The organism is Hyphomicrobium sp. LHD-15 (genome assembly GCF_031157355.1).
GTDB lineage: Bacteria > Pseudomonadota > Alphaproteobacteria > Rhizobiales > Hyphomicrobiaceae > Hyphomicrobium_C.
The window spans coordinates 245,730-261,338 of record NZ_JAVIFT010000002.1 but is presented as its reverse complement, the minus strand read 5'-3'; the positions used below and the strand labels follow the sequence as shown (position 1 = coordinate 261,338).

Below are 15,609 nucleotides of genomic sequence, written 5' to 3'. Positions count from 1 at the left end.
AACGGATATGCGCTTTCCGTTCCCATCCAAACGGCGCGCCGCGGAGGCGGACTTGTCCACGATCCCCAATCGCGCATCGCGATGGACAAAGCCACTCCCACGCCCTCTGCGGCTCGCCGTCTTCTCTCTCGCGGCGGCGGCCTCCTTGGCCGTCGCCGCGAGCGCGACCATCGAAGTCGTAAAGCGTCAGATCGGCCCGCTGCCGCTCGAAGCCGCCAACGCGACCTCCGTCACCGTGCTCGATCGCGAGAACCGCCTGCTGCGTGCCTTCACCACGAAAGATGGCCGCTGGCGCCTGCCCGTCGACGTGGCGGACGTCGACCCCCGCTACCTCGCCATCCTGATGGCGTTCGAGGACAAGCGCTATTACACCCACGGCGGCATCGACATGCTCGCCTTTCTGCGCGCCGGCTATCTTCTGGTGCGCCACGGCCAGATCAAATCCGGCGGCTCGACGCTGACCATGCAGGTTGCCCGCCTGCTCGAAGGCAAGCATGAACGTACCGGCGCCGGCAAGCTGCGCCAGATTGCACGCGCGCTACAGCTCGAAGAGCGCCTGTCGAAAGACGAGATCCTGCGGCTCTATCTGCGGCTCGCGCCGTTCGGCGGCAACATCGAGGGCGTTCGCGCCGCATCTCTCGCTTATTTCGGCAAGGAGCCGCGTCACCTTTCAGCTGGCGAGGCCGCCCTTCTCGTCGCGCTCCCGCAATCGCCGGAATCCCGCCGCCCCGATCGCTACAGCGAGCGCGCCCGCCGTGCCCGCGACCGCGTGCTTGATCGCGCCGTGGAAGAAGGCGTACTGCCGAAGGCCGAGGCCGAGCGCGCCAAGGGCGAGCGCATTCCGACGCGCCGCCTCGAATTCCTGAAGCTCGCCCCGCATCTCTCGGAATCCGAAGTCGCCGCCAGCCCCACCAAGCTCATTCACCGCTTGACGCTCGACCGCAACATGCAAGCCGCCGTCGAGAAGCTCGCAACCGAGCAGACCAAGCTTCTCGGCCCCAAGCTCTCCGCCGCCGTGCTGGTCGTCGATCACGCGACAGGCGACGTGCTGGCCCATGTCGGATCGGCAGACTATCTCGACAAGGATCGCCAGGGCGCGATCGACATGACGGATGCGATCCGCTCGCCAGGCTCCACGCTGAAGCCCTTCATCTATGGCTTGGCTTTTGAAAACGGTCTCGCGCATCCCGAAACGCTGATCGAGGATCGCCCGACCCGTTTCGGGACCTACAAGCCCGAGAACTTCGACGAAGACTTCTACGGCACCGTGACCATCCGCGAAGCGCTCGGCAACTCGCTCAACGTCCCCGCCGTAAAAGTGCTCGCCGCCGTTGGACCCGGCCGCCTGATGGGCCGCTTCCGCCGCGCCGGCATCACGCCCGCTCTCCCGCGCGACACCCAGCCCTCACTCGCCATTGCCCTTGGCGGCCTCGGCATGACGCTGAAGGATCTTGCCGCCCTCTACAGCGGCCTCGCCCGCGGCGGCGAGCCTGTCGCGCTTTCCTGGCATCGTGACGACAAGGCCCAGCAGAAGAGCACGGCCGCAGATCGCAAGCGCCTGCTGTCGCCGGTCGCCTCCTGGTACGTGACGGACATTCTGAAGGATGCGCCACCCCCGCCGAACGTCAAAGGCGGCGCCATCGCCTATAAAACCGGAACGTCCTACGGCTATCGCGACGCCTGGGCCGTCGGCTACGACGGCCGCCACGTCGTTGCGGTCTGGGTCGGCCGTCCCGACGCCGCTTCGACGCCGGGCTTGATGGGACGCCTCTCGGCCGCGCCGATCCTGTTCGACACCTTCGCACGCATCTCGGAGCGCACCGCGCCGTTCCGTTCGGCTCCGTCGGGCGTGATCAAGGCAACCGGCGCGACGTTGCCACCGCCGCTGAAGCGCTTCCGCGAGCCCGGCGACAACACCATCGCCACCGGCCCGTTCCTCGAGCCGCCTGTGCTGATCTCATTCCCGCCGGATCGCTCCGAGCTGGATGTCGAGGAGCGCGAAGCCGAACCGCTGATCATCAAGGCCGAGGGCGGCGCGCTTCCGCTGACCTGGCTGATCGACGGCACTCCCGTGACGTCCGATCCCTTCCGCCGCGATATCGAGTGGCAGCCCGAAGGGCGCGGTTTCGCCAAGCTCACGGTGATCGACGCGAAAGGAAACGTCGACCGCGTGACCGTCCGCCTGCGCTGAACGAAATAGCCGCGGATAAGCTGGGAACTATGCCCGCACCGAGACGATGGCGGTGTGCGGTTTCGCACGCTACTGTCACCTGTCGTGCCTAGACTATGATCGCTTCGGACTTAGGGTTCAAAGCATCTGCGTCGAACAGCGCCGCCCCGCACTCACACACTGCAAGCTTGGCCCCATGGTGAGCACATTGGATATACGCACGGCCGCGAAATACGGCGTCTTCGGTTTCCTCGCCATCGTAGTCGCTGGCAATGCCGCTCGTGCCGACGAGGCTGCCGCTCCGCTGCCGTCCCTCGCCGCCAACACGACCGAGACCTCCGTGTCGGGAATTTCGTCGGGCGCTTATATGGCCGGTCAATTTCAGATCGCCCATTCCAAGACAGTTGTCGGCGCGGCCATCATCGCAGGCGGGCCCTACGGATGCGCCGAAAGTGCTTTCTCGGACATGATGCTTGGCCCCGGCGCGGCCTTCCTGAACCTGTCGAAGGCCATCAACGGCTGCATGCTGAACGCGCTCGCGATCTGGGGCGTGCCCGATGTCGAAGCACTCGCCGAAAAAACCAGGAAGCTCGCCGCGTCCGGACGCATCGATCCGATCGAAAACCTGCTCGACGATCGCGTCTATCTGTTCTCCGGCTCCAACGACCGCACAGTGGTGCCCGCCATCGTCGCGGCGGCCTACGAGTTCTATAAGCGCCTCGGGATCCCCGAGAACCAGCTGACCTACGTCTCCAACCTGCCCGCAGGACACGCGTTCGTAACCGCCGATCTGGGCCTCGCCTGCGAAAGCACGGGCAATCCTTACGTGGTCGATTGCGACTACGACCAGGCCGGCAACGTGCTGAAACACGTCTACGGCGATCTTGCCCCCCGTGTCGCCACACCATCGGGCACCTTCATCGAATTCGATCAGCGTCCGTTCCTTGCCGGAAAATCCAACCACGGCATGGAAAACCGCGGCGTCGCCTACATCCCGAAATCGTGTGCCGCCTCCACCACCTGCCGCGTGCACATCGCTTTCCACGGCTGTGCCCAGAACCGCGAGAACACCGGCGAGCAGTTCATCCGCGACTCCGGCTACGCCAACTGGGCCGACAGCAACGCTTTCGTCGTGCTGTTCCCGCAAGCCGCATCCTCACCCGTCAATCCGCAGGGATGCTGGGACTGGTGGGGCTACACCGGCCACGACTACCTGACCCGCGATGCCCCCCAAATCGACGCGGTCTACAAGATGTTGGAACACCTGGGCCAGCCCCGCCCGTGACCGGTTGTCTCGCTCTCCGCTATCTCTGATCAAGCCCCGCATTTGTAAGCCCCCTAGGTATTGAGCGGACAGCCGGTATCCGGTACTTGAACCGGAGGATGTAGGGGCCGAGGCCACCAGGGGGAATTGGATGCGAGCAGCAACAGGCACTTGGGCGTTGGGTCGCCAGCGTCACGCCCGGCCAGCCAACCGCGTCCGCCATTTCGAAACTCTGTCGAGCCTGTTCGCCATGGTTGCGCTCGCAGTTGTCGCCGCCCCGATGATCATCGAGCAGACGACCGAGGGCACCGGCTCAGACCGCGCGGCGGCAACCTCCACGCCAAGCCCGGCCTATGCGCCCGTCGGCGGCGAGACGATGTTCGCCGGCTACTCCGGCGTCCCGTTCACCTACGCGAGCGATGTCCACGTCAAGAAATCCGGCGTGCATGATTTCACCGCCAAGAACATCGACTGGGAAGGAAAGCCCTTCGTCAATCCGATCTACTACGGCGCCCGCATCGTGCGCTGGCTCGGCGACGGCCGCACCGGCACGATGCTCGACTTCACGCATTCGAAGACACTCTCGAAGCTGGACGATGAGGTCGAGTTCACCGGCACCATCAACGGCGCCCCGGCACCGGAGCGCGCCGCCCTTCGCAGCATCTTCAAGAAGCTCGAAGCCAGCCACGGCCACAACATGTTGACGCTGAATGGCCTCCTGCGCTTGCCGAGCCTGGGCCTGCGCGTGCAGCCCTACATCGGGCTCGGAGCCGGCGTCTCGCTACCCCACTCCGAAGTGCAGATGGCGAAAAACGACAAGCGCACCTATGAGTACCAGGTCGCCGGCCTCGTCGGACAAGCGCTCTTCGGCATCGAGTTCCGCACCGCGCGCGTCTCGTACTTCTTCGAATACAAGTTCACCTTCGCGCCATACGAAATGCCGCTTTCGGAACGCGACGGCAGCATCCTGTTCTACGATCTCTGGCTTCAGTTCAAGGATTGGCTGTCCGGAGAAGAGCCGCCCGGCGGCCGCCTCACTACGGATCTCGTGAGCCATCAGGTCGTCGGCGGCATCGGCATCCGCACCGCCCCCGCAGCAGCCGCGCCATAGCGCTCGCTTACCGATGCGATCGAGGTGTTTCGACCCCGGCCATTCACGCACTTCGCGGCGCGGAAATCAGGACAGATCCACTCGATCAAACCCAAGCATCTGATCCAGCCGATCAGAACCGCCTGAGCAGACGTTCGAGATAATCGAGCTCGACAGGCGCGCGGGTTGCTTCACCCTGCCTGCGGCGCAATTCGTCCAGAATTTCACGCGCCCGCTGAATATCGATCTGGTCCGGAACCTTGACCGAGGTTCCGAGATCCGGCCCCTGCGAGCGCTGCGGCCGTCCCAGCGGATCGCGCGGCGTGTCGCCGGATTGCCCATAGCGCTGCGGCATGTTCCGCATCATTTCCTGCGCCATCGACTGTGCGCCCTGGCGCATCTGGTCGAGCGCACGCGACTGCTGCTCGGTCGCCTCCTCGAGATCGCCGCGCTCGAGCGCGTCTTGGGCAGACTCCATCGCGCTTTCCGCGTCCTTGAGCTGCTGGCTCGATGGCGCGCCCTTGCCGCGCATGTCCTTCTGCAATTGCCCGAGACGGTCGCGTAGCTGGCGCTGCCGCTCGGTAAGGCTGTCGAGCCCGCCCTGCTCGTTGTTGCCTTGTCCGAGCTGATCGCCCTGACCTTGCTGGCCCTGCTGACCCTGGCCGCCTTTCTGCTGTCCGCGTTGTCCGCGTCCACGCTGCGCCTGATCCGATTGACCTGGAGGCGCGCCGACATCGCCCTCCTGCCCATCGCCTCCCATGCCCTTCATGCCGGGCGGCGGCTTTTGCTTGCCTCGTCCACTGTCCTGGGCGCCATCCTCGCGGCGCTCGCCGAACGTATCGTCCATGAGCTTCTGCTGGTCGCCGACCATGTCGCCCAGCTCTTCCATCATTTTCATCATCTCTTGGTTCTTCTGAGCCTGGGCCTTGTCCTGCCGGCCCGACTGAAGACGTTCCATGAGATCCTGCATTTCGGAGAGCATCTGCTGCGCCTGCTCGCGCGAGCCGTTCTTCGCCATCTCCTCGAGATTGCGCATCATCTGCTCGAGATCCTGCTGGGCCAGCGTCTCCTGATCCTGGTTCTGGCCCTCCTGCGGCTGCCCGTCTTGGTTCTGCTGCGCAAGCTGCTTCATGAACTCGTTGAGCGCCTGCCGCAGCTCCTGCATCAGCTGCTTGATCTCTTCCTCGGAAGCGCCGTTCTCCAGCGCCTTAGCGAGCTTGTCCTGCGCATCCTTGAGCGCGCGTTCCGCATCCGAAAGGTTGCCGTCTTCTATGCGGAGCGCGATCTGCCACATCTGATCGACGACGCTGTTGAAACCGGCGCGCGTGCGGTCGTTGTTGAGGCGATGATAGGTCGTGCGCAAACCGAGATAGATTTTCGGATCGTCGATGAAGCCCTCGGGTTCCATCGTCAGCGCATCGAGCGCCTTTGCCACCACAGCGCGGTAGCGCGGATCCTCCAGCAGCTTCTTGCGCTGCTCGACGACGGCGCGGGCGAGCGGCTTCGTGAAATTCCGCTCCGGCAGGATCATCTCGAACCCGGGGCTGCGGCCGATCTGTCCGGCGACGTCACGCGCTTCGAGCGTCATGATCACCTTGCGCCCTGCCCACGGATGCGAAGCCATCTCGAAATAGGTGTGCGCCTCCTGCGACGTGGCATTGGCTTTCGGCAGGCGTAGCTCGAGCTTCGGCGGACGCGAAAGCGGCGGACGCGGTCCGCTGGGCTTTTCCGGCTGCGCCCAGGCCCGCTTCGAATCGGCCGGCGGGTCCTGCAGCTTTTTGAGCTTCACCCCGGCAGACGAGACGCCGTAGTCATCCTCCGCCTTGTAGGTGAGCTTGAGTGAGCCGCGCGGCGTCAGCTCCGGCGGCCGCGAAAGCGAGATCTTGGGCAGCGCATCGGGTGTCACCGAGATCTGCCAGCTCGCAAGCTCGCTGCGCCCCGCCAACGCGCGCACCGTTGCCGAGCGCTTCATCTCGTAGCGCACTTCCTTGAGATCGCCGGTGGTCTCTTCGGTTTTGGCGTCGATCCGCTCGATCTCGACCTTTTCTCCCGGCGCCAGCGTCGGCGTGACCTCGATCGCGAGCGATGCCGATCCCATTCCGCCGACACGCACGATCAGAACGCTCTTGGCCGGAACTTCGCGACTGGCTGCGTTTGCGTCGCCGGACGCAGGCGCCTTTGCGCCGCCGGCCCCATCTGCCAGCATGACCGGCGGCCGTCCCGTGTAAGTCGGCGGTGTCAGCCAGGCATCGAGCCGCGCATTCGAGAGTGCCGACCCGACGCCGATCGCGAACGCCGCGCGCACCCGTTCGGCCGCCGTATTGCCGAGCAACGCCGTGACACCGACGATGCCGAGAAGCAGTGCCGCGCGCAGCGCCAACGGATCGAAGCGATCGGTTCTCGGCTGCGGCTTTCCAGGGCGCAATTTCGCGAGCAAGGCTGCCATGCGCGAGCGATGCGCCTGCCAGATGGCCAGCGTCGCCGGATCGGACGACGGTGCACTTAGCGTGTCTTCATAAGATGTTGCGGGGCGGTGCGGCACGCCCGACGCCCGCTCGATGCGCCGGATGGCGTCTTCGCGCGAAGGCCACGTGATACGCGCGAGAGTACCCAGCGCGGCCAGCAACGCGACGCCAAATCCTGCAAGCAGCACAATGTGAAGCGCGGTCGGCAGATGCGGCCAGATACCGGCATAGGAGACGATCAGAAACGCGGCGACGACCGCCAGCACGAGCCAAAGCTTGAGCCAGATCTGCTCGAAAACGGCAGCCAATCGCGCGCGCCAGATCTTGCGCTCGAACAAGCCGTCTGCTGCCCGGGAACCTTGGTCCATCTCCATGGCCCAAAACCTAGCACGAGGCCCGGAAGCGCTTCATTAAAAAGCGCTAACGTTCAACGGCTCTCCTGGTCTTCCAATGCAGCAGAGCGGCGTGAGGCAAACCGCGGGAACAGCCGAAAGCTCAACCCTGGGGTTCGAGCCACGGCGGCAACTTGTCGAGGCCGATCAGCTCGTCGTAGCTCGGCCGCGGCCGCACAACGGCGTAAGTGTCTCCGTTGACGAGAACTTCCGGCACCAGCAAGCGCGTGTTGTAAGTCGACGACATCACCGCGCCATAGGCGCCGGCCGTCATCACCGCCATGAGATCGCCCGGCTCGAACGGCGGCAGCTTGCGCTCCAAGGCGAGATAATCGCCGGTCTCACAGACCGGTCCCACGATATCCTGCAAAACCGTTGGCTCCGCGCCGCGCGCTTCCTCCACCGGCCACACCTCGTGATAGGCCTCGTAAAGGGTAGGCCGGATGAGATCGTTCATCGCCCCGTCGACGATCGTGAAGCGCTTGCCCGCCCCCTCTTTCACGTAGAGCGCGCGGGTAACGAGGATCCCGGCATTGCCTGAGATCATGCGGCCCGGCTCCAGGTAGATCTTCGCGTCGAGATCGCCCAAGCTCGCCTTGACCAGCGCGGCGTACTCGTCCGGGTGCGGCGGCATCTCGTTGGAGCCGCGATACGGCACGCCGAGACCGCCCCCGATATCGAGATGATGGATCGCGTGGCCCTCGCGCCTGAGTTCGAGGGCGAGATCGCGCAACAACCGGAACGCGTCGCGGAACGGCTTCAGATCCGTGATCTGGCTGCCGATGTGCATATGGATGCCCTGGATATCGAGGGCAGGCAGGCGGCGCGCCTCTCCGTAGAGCTCAACCGCCTTGAGATAGGGAACGCCGAACTTGTTCTCGGACTTACCCGTCGAGATCTTGGCGTGCGTCTTGGCATCCACGTCCGGATTGACGCGCACTGCGACCCGCGCCCGCACGCCGAGCCCCGCCGCCACTTCGGAAAGCGCCGCCAGCTCGGGCTCGCTCTCGACATTGAAGCTGAAAATGCCCTCGCGGAGCGCGTAAGCCATCTCCTCGCGCGACTTGCCGACGCCAGCGAAAATGATCTTGTCGGCCGCAACGCCTGCCGCCCGCGCGCGGCGCAGTTCACCCTCCGACACCACGTCCATGCCCGCACCCAGCCGCGCGAGCGTCGCCAGCACGGCCTGGTTGGAATTGGCCTTCACCGCAAAGCAGATGACGGCATCCTGCCCCGCGAAAGCCTGATCGAGCACACGATAGTGCCGTTCGAGGGTTGCGGTCGAATAGCAATAGAACGGCGTGCCGACCTCGGAGGCGAGCCGGGCGAGGCTGACGTCCTCGGCGTGAAGCACGCCGCCTTTGTAGCTGAAGTGGTGCATGGGAGCCGTTGCGTCCGGAGAGTTCAGCTCCTGAATACGCTTCAGGCGCCCGAAATGGAAATTTCGACCGGAGCTATAACGGTAGAGAAGGCTTCAGCGGAAGAGGGAACAGGTCATCCCGGCGAGAATGCCCCCGCTATCGGAGCGGACTAACGGATCAGTCCGTCGAGAACCGAACTCTTGTGCGGCTTGGGAGCGGCGCCCTCGGGCTTGCCCTGGCCGGACTGCGCCTCGGCCGTGGCATCGGCTTTCGCCTCAGGAGGCGTTTCGAGACCGCCGCGCAAACCGCATCCGCTCAGCGCGAACGCCAAGGCGGAAACAGCCAGAAAAGCGCGAACCCAACTCATCATCTCGATCCCGCCCATTCGGTCCCGCGTGCGACGACTGCGCCGCACCGCGAAAGGATTAGTGGCATATGCGGGCGGATTTTAGCGCCCCCCGCCATCCTTTTCCAAGCGCCGAGCCCATGCCCGCGCCATTTTCGCGACGTTCTGTGGCGAAGTTCCCCCATAGCTCTTGCGAGACTTTACGGAATTCTCCACCGAAAGGACAGAATAAACGCCGTTCGAGATGCGCGGCTCGATAGCCTGCATGACCTCCAGCGGCACTTTTTCGAGCTCCAAGCCCCGGTCCTCGGCCGCCTTGACGATCGATCCCGTGACGTGGTGGGCGTCCCGGAACGGCATCTTGAGCTCCCGCACCAGCCAGTCGGCAAGGTCGGTAGCCGTGGAATAGCCCCGTCCGGCGGCCGCCCGCATGGCTTCCTTGACCGGCTCCAGGTCCCCGACCATCCCCGTCATGGCGGCAAGCGCGAGGCGCAGCGAGGCGAGCGCATCGAACGTCGCCTCCTTGTCCTCCTGCATGTCCTTGGAATAGGCGAGCGGCAGCCCCTTCATGACCATCAGGAGGCCCTGGAATGACCCGGCTATCCGCCCGACCTTGGCCCGCACCAGCTCCGCCGCATCCGGGTTGCGCTTCTGCGGCATGATCGAGGAGCCGGTGGTGAAGCGGTCGGACAGCGTGATGAAGCCGAACTGGGGCGTCATCCAGATCACGATCTCCTCGGCAAAACGCGAGAGATGCACGGCCGTGATCGAAGCCGCCGCCAGCACTTCGAGCGCGAAATCGCGGTCCGCCACGCCGTCGAGCGAATTGGCCATCGGCCTGTCGAAGCCGAGCACTTCCGCTGTCTTGTTGCGGTCGATCGGGAACGAGGTTCCGGCCAGCGCCGCCGAGCCGAGCGGGCATTCGTTGAGCCGGCGGCGCGCGTCGATGAAGCGGCCCCGGTCGCGGCCCAGCATCTCGACATAGGCCAGGAGATGATGGCCGAACGTTACCGGCTGCGCCGGCTGAAGATGAGTGAAGCCCGGCATCACGGTCGCTGCGTGGGCTTCCGCCTTTTCGACGAGTACCGCCTGCAGTCCGCCGATCGCCGCGATGATGCCGTCGGTCGCGTCCCGTACGAACAGCCGGAAATCCGTCGCCACCTGGTCGTTGCGCGAGCGTGCCGTATGCAGCCGCCCCGCCGGGACACCGATGAGCTCCTTGAGGCGGCTCTCGACGTTCATGTGAACGTCTTCGAGCGCGCGCGAGAACTCGAAATCGCCGCCCTCGATCTCGGCCGCCACCTGGTCTAGCCCGCGCAGGATCTCGCGCGCATCGCTCTTGGTGATGATGCCGGTCTCGCCGAGCATGGCCGCATGCGCTTTCGAGCCACGGATATCTTGAGGCGCCAAAGCCTTGTCGAAGGAGATGGAGACATTTATCTCCTCCATGATCTCGGCGGGCGAAGCGGCAAAGCGGCCGCCCCACATCTTGTTGGCGTTTTTCTCTGTCACGGAACGGGCCCTCCGCAAGACCCTGAGGATCGGAAGAAATGGTCATGAACGACGGCAACCCGCCCGGCGCACCTCGGAAAAGCTACGCGGCCGTCACTGCCCTGGCCGCCCTCGCGGCCGTTGTCGGCTTTGCGGCGGTATACGGCACGCTAGGCCAGCCTGACAACAACGGCATGACCCAAACCGGGGCTGCGCCGGCGGAAAATGCCGAAGCTGCCTCCAGGCGCCAGGCCCCGGGCCTGCCAGCCTTCGTCTTCAAGAAGACCCCCGAACCCTTGGGCGAGGTGAACTTCACCGATGAAACCGGCACCGCCCGAACCCTTAAGGACTTCCACGGCAAGACCATCCTTCTTAACCTTTGGGCGACCTGGTGCGCGCCCTGCCGCCACGAAATGCCGTCCTTGGACCGCCTGCAGGCCGAGCTGGGCTCCGACAAGTTCGAGGTCGTAGCCTTGGCCGTAGACCGCACCGGAGCCGAAGCCGCCAGGAAATTCCTGAACGATATCGGGGTGAAGGCCCTCAAGCTCTACGCTGACCCGACCACCCGCAGCGGCTCGGCCTTGAAGGCTGTCGGCATGCCGACGACGATCTTGATCGACGCCGAAGGCCGCGAGATCGGCCGACTGCCGGGCCCGGCGGAATGGGATTCGGAGGCTGCAAAAAGCCTCATCAAGGAGGCGCTCGGCGCGTCTGGCCCCGACGCAGGTGCGCCTTCGACGACCCAATGATGGGCTATCCGGTCGCGCTCTAGTCTTGGTCTTCGAGACGGCGAAGAACCGACGGCCGCGAGTTGGCGACATTGAGCGGCTGCTGGCCCAATTTCTCCTGCACCAGCACCGCGCGCAGCATGACGCTTTCCGGAGACAGGTCGGTGTTGACCGGTGCGTCGAACCGCGCGTCGCGCACCAGATCCTCGATGAAGACTTGATAGTCTTGATCCGTCGCTTCCGGCGCGGCGCGCACGACCGTAACTCCGTCAACCGGCATATCTAAACTCTCGATTGTCGCGTCGGCGGCCCCAGGGACAGCCAACGCTCTGGTCTCAAATGAAGCGCAACGTCATGGTGGCGAGCACGCCGACGGCGCACGCAACCGCAACGCAGCCTGCGAACCGCTGCCATCCCGCGATCCGGAACGGCTTCGCTTGCTGGGCCGCAAGTTCGGCGAATTTCCGGTCGATCGCGACGAACGAGCGATGCGTAAGAACTGCATAGTCCGAGCGCGGGCCTTCGATGGCGTCGATCCGGCCGCGCAGCTCCTTTATCAACCGGACCGTTTCATCCAGCTTGTAATCTCTTGAATTTCTGAGGCTTTCCGCGAGAGCCTGCAACCGGCCGCTCTGCTGGGTATGCTCGATCAGATCCGCGACCTTGGCATGCAGCGCCTCTTCCCGGCGCTCGAGCCGCTCGATCTTCGCGGACAGCCTGTCCAGCAACACCGCCGTTTCGGCTACATAGCTGTCGCGCGCCAACCACGGACCAGCCGTCACAACGTTACCCGCGCCTTTAGCGCCGAGTTCCTGGGTTCCAAGCACGCCGAACCTCCCGCATACGCATTACACACAACGCACGTGCACGGAGCGCCTGCCACATCGTTCGGGCGCCGCCGTTCTTTAAAATTAGCGCATTTGCGTTAACACCGAGTTTGCCGCGATGGCCGCCGGTAGGGAAAAATGCGGAGGCTGCTCCGGCATTGACAGACCCCCGGTGAAGCGCCCATGAACGCCCGCGAGACGCCAAGAAATGGGGCAAGAACGAGCATGAGCGACCTGCAGAAGACGATCGAAGCCGCCTGGGAAACCCGCGACAGCGTGACCGCCGCAACCAAGGGTTCGGTTCGCGACGCCGTCGAAACCGCGCTCAACCTCCTCGACAAGGGCGAAGCCCGCGTTGCCGAGAAGCAGGGCGGCGAGTGGGTCGTCAACCAGTGGCTCAAGAAGGCCGTTCTGCTGTCGTTCCGGCTGTCCGATATGGGCCTGATCGCCGGCGGCCCGGCAGGCTCATTCTATTGGGACAAGGTGCCGCCCAAGTTCGAGGGCTGGACCGAAGACGATTTCAAGAAGGGCGGCTTCCGCGTGCTGCCGGGTGCCGTCGTGCGCCGCTCGGCCTACATCGCCCCCGGCGTCGTTCTGCTGCCGTCGTTCGTGAACCTCGGCGCCCGCGTCGAGAGCGGCACCATGGTCGACACCTGGGCCACCGTCGGCAGTTGCGCGCAGATCGGCAAGAACTGCCACATCTCGGGCGGCGCCGGCATCGGCGGCGTGCTGGAGCCGTTGCAGGCCGGCCCCGTCATCATCGAGGACAACTGCTTCATCGGCGCCCGCGCCGAAGTGGCTGAAGGCGTGCTCGTAGGCGAAGGCTCGGTGCTGTCGATGGGCGTCTACCTCGGCGCCTCGACGACCATCATCGACCGCGCCACCGGCGAAAAGCACTTCGGCAAGGTGCCGCCCTATTCCGTCGTCGTTTCGGGCTCGATGCCTGGAAAGCCGCTTCCGAACGGCGAGCCGGGCCCGAACCTTTACTGCGCAGTGATCGTCAAGCGCGTCGACGAGAAAACCCGCTCCAAGACCTCGATCAACGAGTTGCTCCGGGATTGATCCATGCCGAGCGCAGGGCCTCTGCTCCACATGACGGCGCCGATCGATCGGCGCCAGTTCTGGATCGGAGTGGCCTGCCTCCTGGCCGTCGTCGTGCCGTTGCTGATCGGCGCGAGTGGCATGTTGCGCACTCAGGGCGCCACCTCGCTTGAGCTCGCCCTGTTCTACGTCGCCGGCGTGACTTTCATCGCCGGCGCGCTTCTGTTGGCGCGCAAGCGCCTGCGGGACCGCGGCCGACCGCCCTGGCTGGCGCTACCGTACCTCGTCGTTCCGCCGGCCATCATCCGGACCGGGGATCTGGTCTCGAATGGGCAAGGCCTCCCCACGCTTCTATGCTACATCGTTGGTTACGGACTGCTGGTGTGGGCGATCGTCGATCTCGGCGTTGGCGCCTCACGTCTGGTTTCCGGTCGACCCGAACCGGCCACAAACGCGTAGCACCGTCCCCGCCATGTTCCACAGCCTCGATCCCGATAAGATCATCGCCACGTTGGAAACGCTCGTGCGCCGTATCCACGAACGCTTTCCGAATTCGGGCCTTGAGAAAGTCGGCCACCAGCTGACCGAGGTCGCGCGCCTGACCTCGGCACGCGCCGACGCCTTGACCAAACCCAACTACACCTTGCGCTCGATCATCGCGCTGATCCTCTTCAGCGGCGTGGCGTTTCTCGCTTGGCTGGTCTGGCTCGCACACGATCTCGAGACCTCGACCGAGCTGACCAACATAATGCAGGGCATCGACTCGGCCACGAGCCTTCTGATCGTGCTGGGCGGCGGCGCTCTCTATCTGTCGACGTTCGAAGGCCGCTGGCGGCGCGACCGCGCCATGAAAGGCCTGCATGAGCTGCGCTCGATCATTCACGTCATCGACATGCACCAGCTCACCAAGGACCCTTCGGCCTTCGGGGCGCCGCGCACGACCTCGTCGCCCGACCGGCGCATGACGCCCCACGAGCTGTTGCGCTACCTCGGCTACAGTTCGGAGCTGTTGTCGCTCGCGAGCAAGGTCGCTGCCCTCTACGCCGACAAGATCCACGACCTCGCGATCGTCGATGCCGTGGGCGACATCGAGCGGCTGACCGCACACTTGAGCCAGAAGATCTGGCAGAAGATCGAGCTGATCCAGGAGCGCATGCCGACGCGCCCCGCGAGCGATGCTCTTGGACCGAAAGCGACCCCATGACCCTCGATCCGAAAAACCCCGTCGCGCTGACCCAGGCGCTGATCCGCTGCGAGAGCGTGACACCCGACGAAGGCGGCGCGCTGACGCTGCTCGAAAGCGTGCTCGGACCGGCCGGTTTCACGTGCTACCGCATGACATTCAGCGAGCCGGGCACGCCCGACGTCGAAAACCTTTACGCACGCATCGGCGTCGGCGAGCCGCACATCTGTTTCGCGGGCCATACCGATGTCGTCCCGCCCGGCAATCTCGAAGCCTGGAGCTTTCCGCCGTTCGGCGGCGAGATCCGCGACGGCATTCTCTATGGCCGCGGCGCCGTCGACATGAAGGGCGGTGTTGCCTGCTTCGCTTCAGCCGCGCTCCGCAATCTCGCAAGCGCCGACGGCAAGCTGAACGGATCGATCTCGTTCCTGATCACCGGCGACGAAGAAGGCCCTTCCATCAACGGCACCATGAAGGTGCTCGATTGGCTGCGCGCTCGCGGGGAGAAGGTCAGCGCCTGCATTGTCGGCGAGCCCTCGAACCCGAACGCACTCGGCGACGAGATCAAGATCGGCCGTCGCGGTTCGCTGACCGCCGAGATCGTCGTCCACGGCAAGCAGGGCCACGCCGCCTATCCGCAGAAAGCCGACAATCCGGTGCCGAAGCTCGCGCGCATCCTTGATCGCCTCTCCTCGACCGAGATCGACCGCGGTACCGAGCACTTCGAAGCCTCGAATTTGCAAGTGACCGTGCTGTCGGTGCCGAACCGCGCGGCCAATGTCATTCCGGCCGAAGCCCGCGCCACGTTCAACATTCGCTACAACGACACCTGGCGCCGCCCGACCATCGAAGCCTGGGTGCGCGAGCAGTGCGCCGCCGCGGCCGCCACCATCGGCGCGCGTTACGATCTCGAATTTGCCGGGACCGGCGATGTCTTCCTGACCAGTCCATCTCTCACGGGATCAAGCGCGCTCGTCGAAACACTCACGGCAGCGATCGAAGCGGAAACCGGCCGCACGCCCGCGCTCACCACCGGCGGCGGCACGTCGGACGCGCGTTTCATCAAGGATCTCTGCCCGGTGGTGGAGTTCGGCCTCGTCAACAAGACCATCCACGCTATCGACGAGCATGTCTCACTCGCCGACCTCGAAAAGCTGACTGCGATCTACGAACGCTTCCTCACCGACTATTTAAAAAAGCCGGGGTGACGGATTGCAGGGAGAGACCATGATCGCCTCGGACCTCACCAGT

Annotated in this window: 14 protein-coding genes; 8 read left to right on the top strand and 6 right to left on the bottom strand. The window is 64.8% G+C overall.

Going from position 1 to position 15,609, the window contains the following annotated elements; all coding sequences use genetic code 11:
- Positions 1-7 precede the first annotated feature (7 nt).
- The 3 genes from pbpC to RCO24_RS07935 all read left to right on the top strand — a co-directional run bounded on the left by pbpC (position 8) and on the right by RCO24_RS07935 (position 4,545).
- On the top strand, positions 8-2,191 hold the full coding sequence (gene pbpC / locus RCO24_RS07945) for a penicillin-binding protein 1C (protein WP_374990936.1): 2,184 nt from the start codon (positions 8-10) through the stop codon (positions 2,189-2,191).
- Between the two features lie 178 nt (positions 2,192-2,369).
- On the top strand, positions 2,370-3,455 hold the full coding sequence (locus RCO24_RS07940) for a poly(3-hydroxybutyrate) depolymerase (RefSeq protein ID WP_374990949.1): 1,086 nt from the start codon (positions 2,370-2,372) through the stop codon (positions 3,453-3,455).
- A 130-nt stretch (positions 3,456-3,585) separates the two neighbouring features.
- A complete protein-coding gene (locus RCO24_RS07935; RefSeq protein ID WP_308961295.1) occupies positions 3,586-4,545 on the top strand; it encodes a hypothetical protein in 960 nt (319 codons plus the stop codon).
- A gap of 112 nt (positions 4,546-4,657) precedes the next feature.
- Here the strand turns inward: RCO24_RS07935 and RCO24_RS07930 are convergent, their stop codons facing one another.
- The 4 genes from RCO24_RS07930 to argH form a co-directional block, all read right to left on the bottom strand.
- The gene (locus tag RCO24_RS07930; RefSeq protein ID WP_308961294.1) at positions 4,658-7,357 is read right to left on the bottom strand and encodes a TIGR02302 family protein; all 2,700 of its coding nucleotides are present in this window, start codon (positions 7,355-7,357) and stop codon (positions 4,658-4,660) included.
- Positions 7,358-7,484: 127 nt separating this feature from the next.
- Positions 7,485-8,762, bottom strand: a complete 1,278-nt coding sequence (lysA, locus tag RCO24_RS07925; RefSeq protein ID WP_308961293.1) for a diaminopimelate decarboxylase — start codon at positions 8,760-8,762, stop codon at positions 7,485-7,487.
- A gap of 149 nt (positions 8,763-8,911) precedes the next feature.
- Positions 8,912-9,109, bottom strand: coding sequence for a lipoprotein (locus RCO24_RS07920; protein WP_308961292.1), 198 nt, complete (start codon positions 9,107-9,109; stop codon positions 8,912-8,914).
- Between the two features lie 81 nt (positions 9,110-9,190).
- Positions 9,191-10,576 carry an argininosuccinate lyase gene (gene argH / locus RCO24_RS07915; protein WP_308962396.1) on the bottom strand — a complete coding sequence of 462 codons (1,386 nt, stop codon included), beginning with the start codon at positions 10,574-10,576 and terminating at the stop codon, positions 9,191-9,193.
- A gap of 68 nt (positions 10,577-10,644) precedes the next feature.
- Between argH and RCO24_RS07910 the strand changes: the two genes are divergently transcribed.
- Positions 10,645-11,328: a TlpA disulfide reductase family protein gene (locus tag RCO24_RS07910; protein ID WP_308961291.1), complete on the top strand. Its 684-nt coding sequence runs from the start codon at positions 10,645-10,647 to the stop codon at positions 11,326-11,328.
- 19 nt (positions 11,329-11,347) lie between these two features.
- On the opposite strand, the gene RCO24_RS07905 is transcribed toward RCO24_RS07910, so the two are convergent.
- A complete protein-coding gene (locus RCO24_RS07905; RefSeq protein ID WP_308961290.1) occupies positions 11,348-11,587 on the bottom strand; it encodes a hypothetical protein in 240 nt (79 codons plus the stop codon).
- 55 nt (positions 11,588-11,642) lie between these two features.
- The gene (locus RCO24_RS07900) at positions 11,643-12,134 is read right to left on the bottom strand and encodes a hypothetical protein (RefSeq protein WP_308961289.1); all 492 of its coding nucleotides are present in this window, start codon (positions 12,132-12,134) and stop codon (positions 11,643-11,645) included.
- Positions 12,135-12,317: 183 nt separating this feature from the next.
- Between RCO24_RS07900 and dapD the strand changes: the two genes are divergently transcribed.
- The 4 genes from dapD to dapE are packed head-to-tail and all read left to right on the top strand — an operon-like array spanning position 12,318 to position 15,566.
- A complete protein-coding gene (gene dapD, locus RCO24_RS07895) occupies positions 12,318-13,196 on the top strand; it encodes a 2,3,4,5-tetrahydropyridine-2,6-dicarboxylate N-succinyltransferase (RefSeq protein ID WP_308961288.1) in 879 nt (292 codons plus the stop codon).
- A gap of 3 nt (positions 13,197-13,199) precedes the next feature.
- Positions 13,200-13,634, top strand: coding sequence for a DUF805 domain-containing protein (locus RCO24_RS07890; protein ID WP_308961287.1), 435 nt, complete (start codon positions 13,200-13,202; stop codon positions 13,632-13,634).
- Positions 13,635-13,647: 13 nt separating this feature from the next.
- Positions 13,648-14,379 carry a hypothetical protein gene (locus RCO24_RS07885; protein WP_308961286.1) on the top strand — a complete coding sequence of 244 codons (732 nt, stop codon included), beginning with the start codon at positions 13,648-13,650 and terminating at the stop codon, positions 14,377-14,379.
- The gene (dapE, locus tag RCO24_RS07880) at positions 14,376-15,566 is read left to right on the top strand and encodes a succinyl-diaminopimelate desuccinylase (protein WP_308961285.1); all 1,191 of its coding nucleotides are present in this window, start codon (positions 14,376-14,378) and stop codon (positions 15,564-15,566) included. Before RCO24_RS07885 ends, dapE begins: the two co-directional genes overlap by 4 nt.
- The last annotated feature ends 43 nt before the right edge of the window (positions 15,567-15,609 follow it).

Coding starts and splice junctions, on each gene's coding strand:
- pbpC (WP_374990936.1), top strand. CDS start 8: ATGCGCTTTCCGTTCCCATCCAAACGGCGCGCCGCGGAGGCGGACTTG.
- RCO24_RS07890 (WP_308961287.1), top strand. CDS start 13,200: ATGCCGAGCGCAGGGCCTCTGCTCCACATGACGGCGCCGATCGATCGG.
- RCO24_RS07905 (WP_308961290.1), bottom strand. CDS start 11,587: ATGCCGGTTGACGGAGTTACGGTCGTGCGCGCCGCGCCGGAAGCGACG.
- RCO24_RS07910 (WP_308961291.1), top strand. CDS start 10,645: ATGAACGACGGCAACCCGCCCGGCGCACCTCGGAAAAGCTACGCGGCC.
- dapE (WP_308961285.1), top strand. CDS start 14,376: ATGACCCTCGATCCGAAAAACCCCGTCGCGCTGACCCAGGCGCTGATC.
- RCO24_RS07935 (WP_308961295.1), top strand. CDS start 3,586: ATGCGAGCAGCAACAGGCACTTGGGCGTTGGGTCGCCAGCGTCACGCC.
- RCO24_RS07920 (WP_308961292.1), bottom strand. CDS start 9,109: ATGAGTTGGGTTCGCGCTTTTCTGGCTGTTTCCGCCTTGGCGTTCGCG.
- RCO24_RS07885 (WP_308961286.1), top strand. CDS start 13,648: ATGTTCCACAGCCTCGATCCCGATAAGATCATCGCCACGTTGGAAACG.
- lysA (WP_308961293.1), bottom strand. CDS start 8,762: ATGCACCACTTCAGCTACAAAGGCGGCGTGCTTCACGCCGAGGACGTC.
- argH (WP_308962396.1), bottom strand. CDS start 10,576: ATGTGGGGCGGCCGCTTTGCCGCTTCGCCCGCCGAGATCATGGAGGAG.
- dapD (WP_308961288.1), top strand. CDS start 12,318: ATGAACGCCCGCGAGACGCCAAGAAATGGGGCAAGAACGAGCATGAGC.
- RCO24_RS07930 (WP_308961294.1), bottom strand. CDS start 7,357: ATGGACCAAGGTTCCCGGGCAGCAGACGGCTTGTTCGAGCGCAAGATC.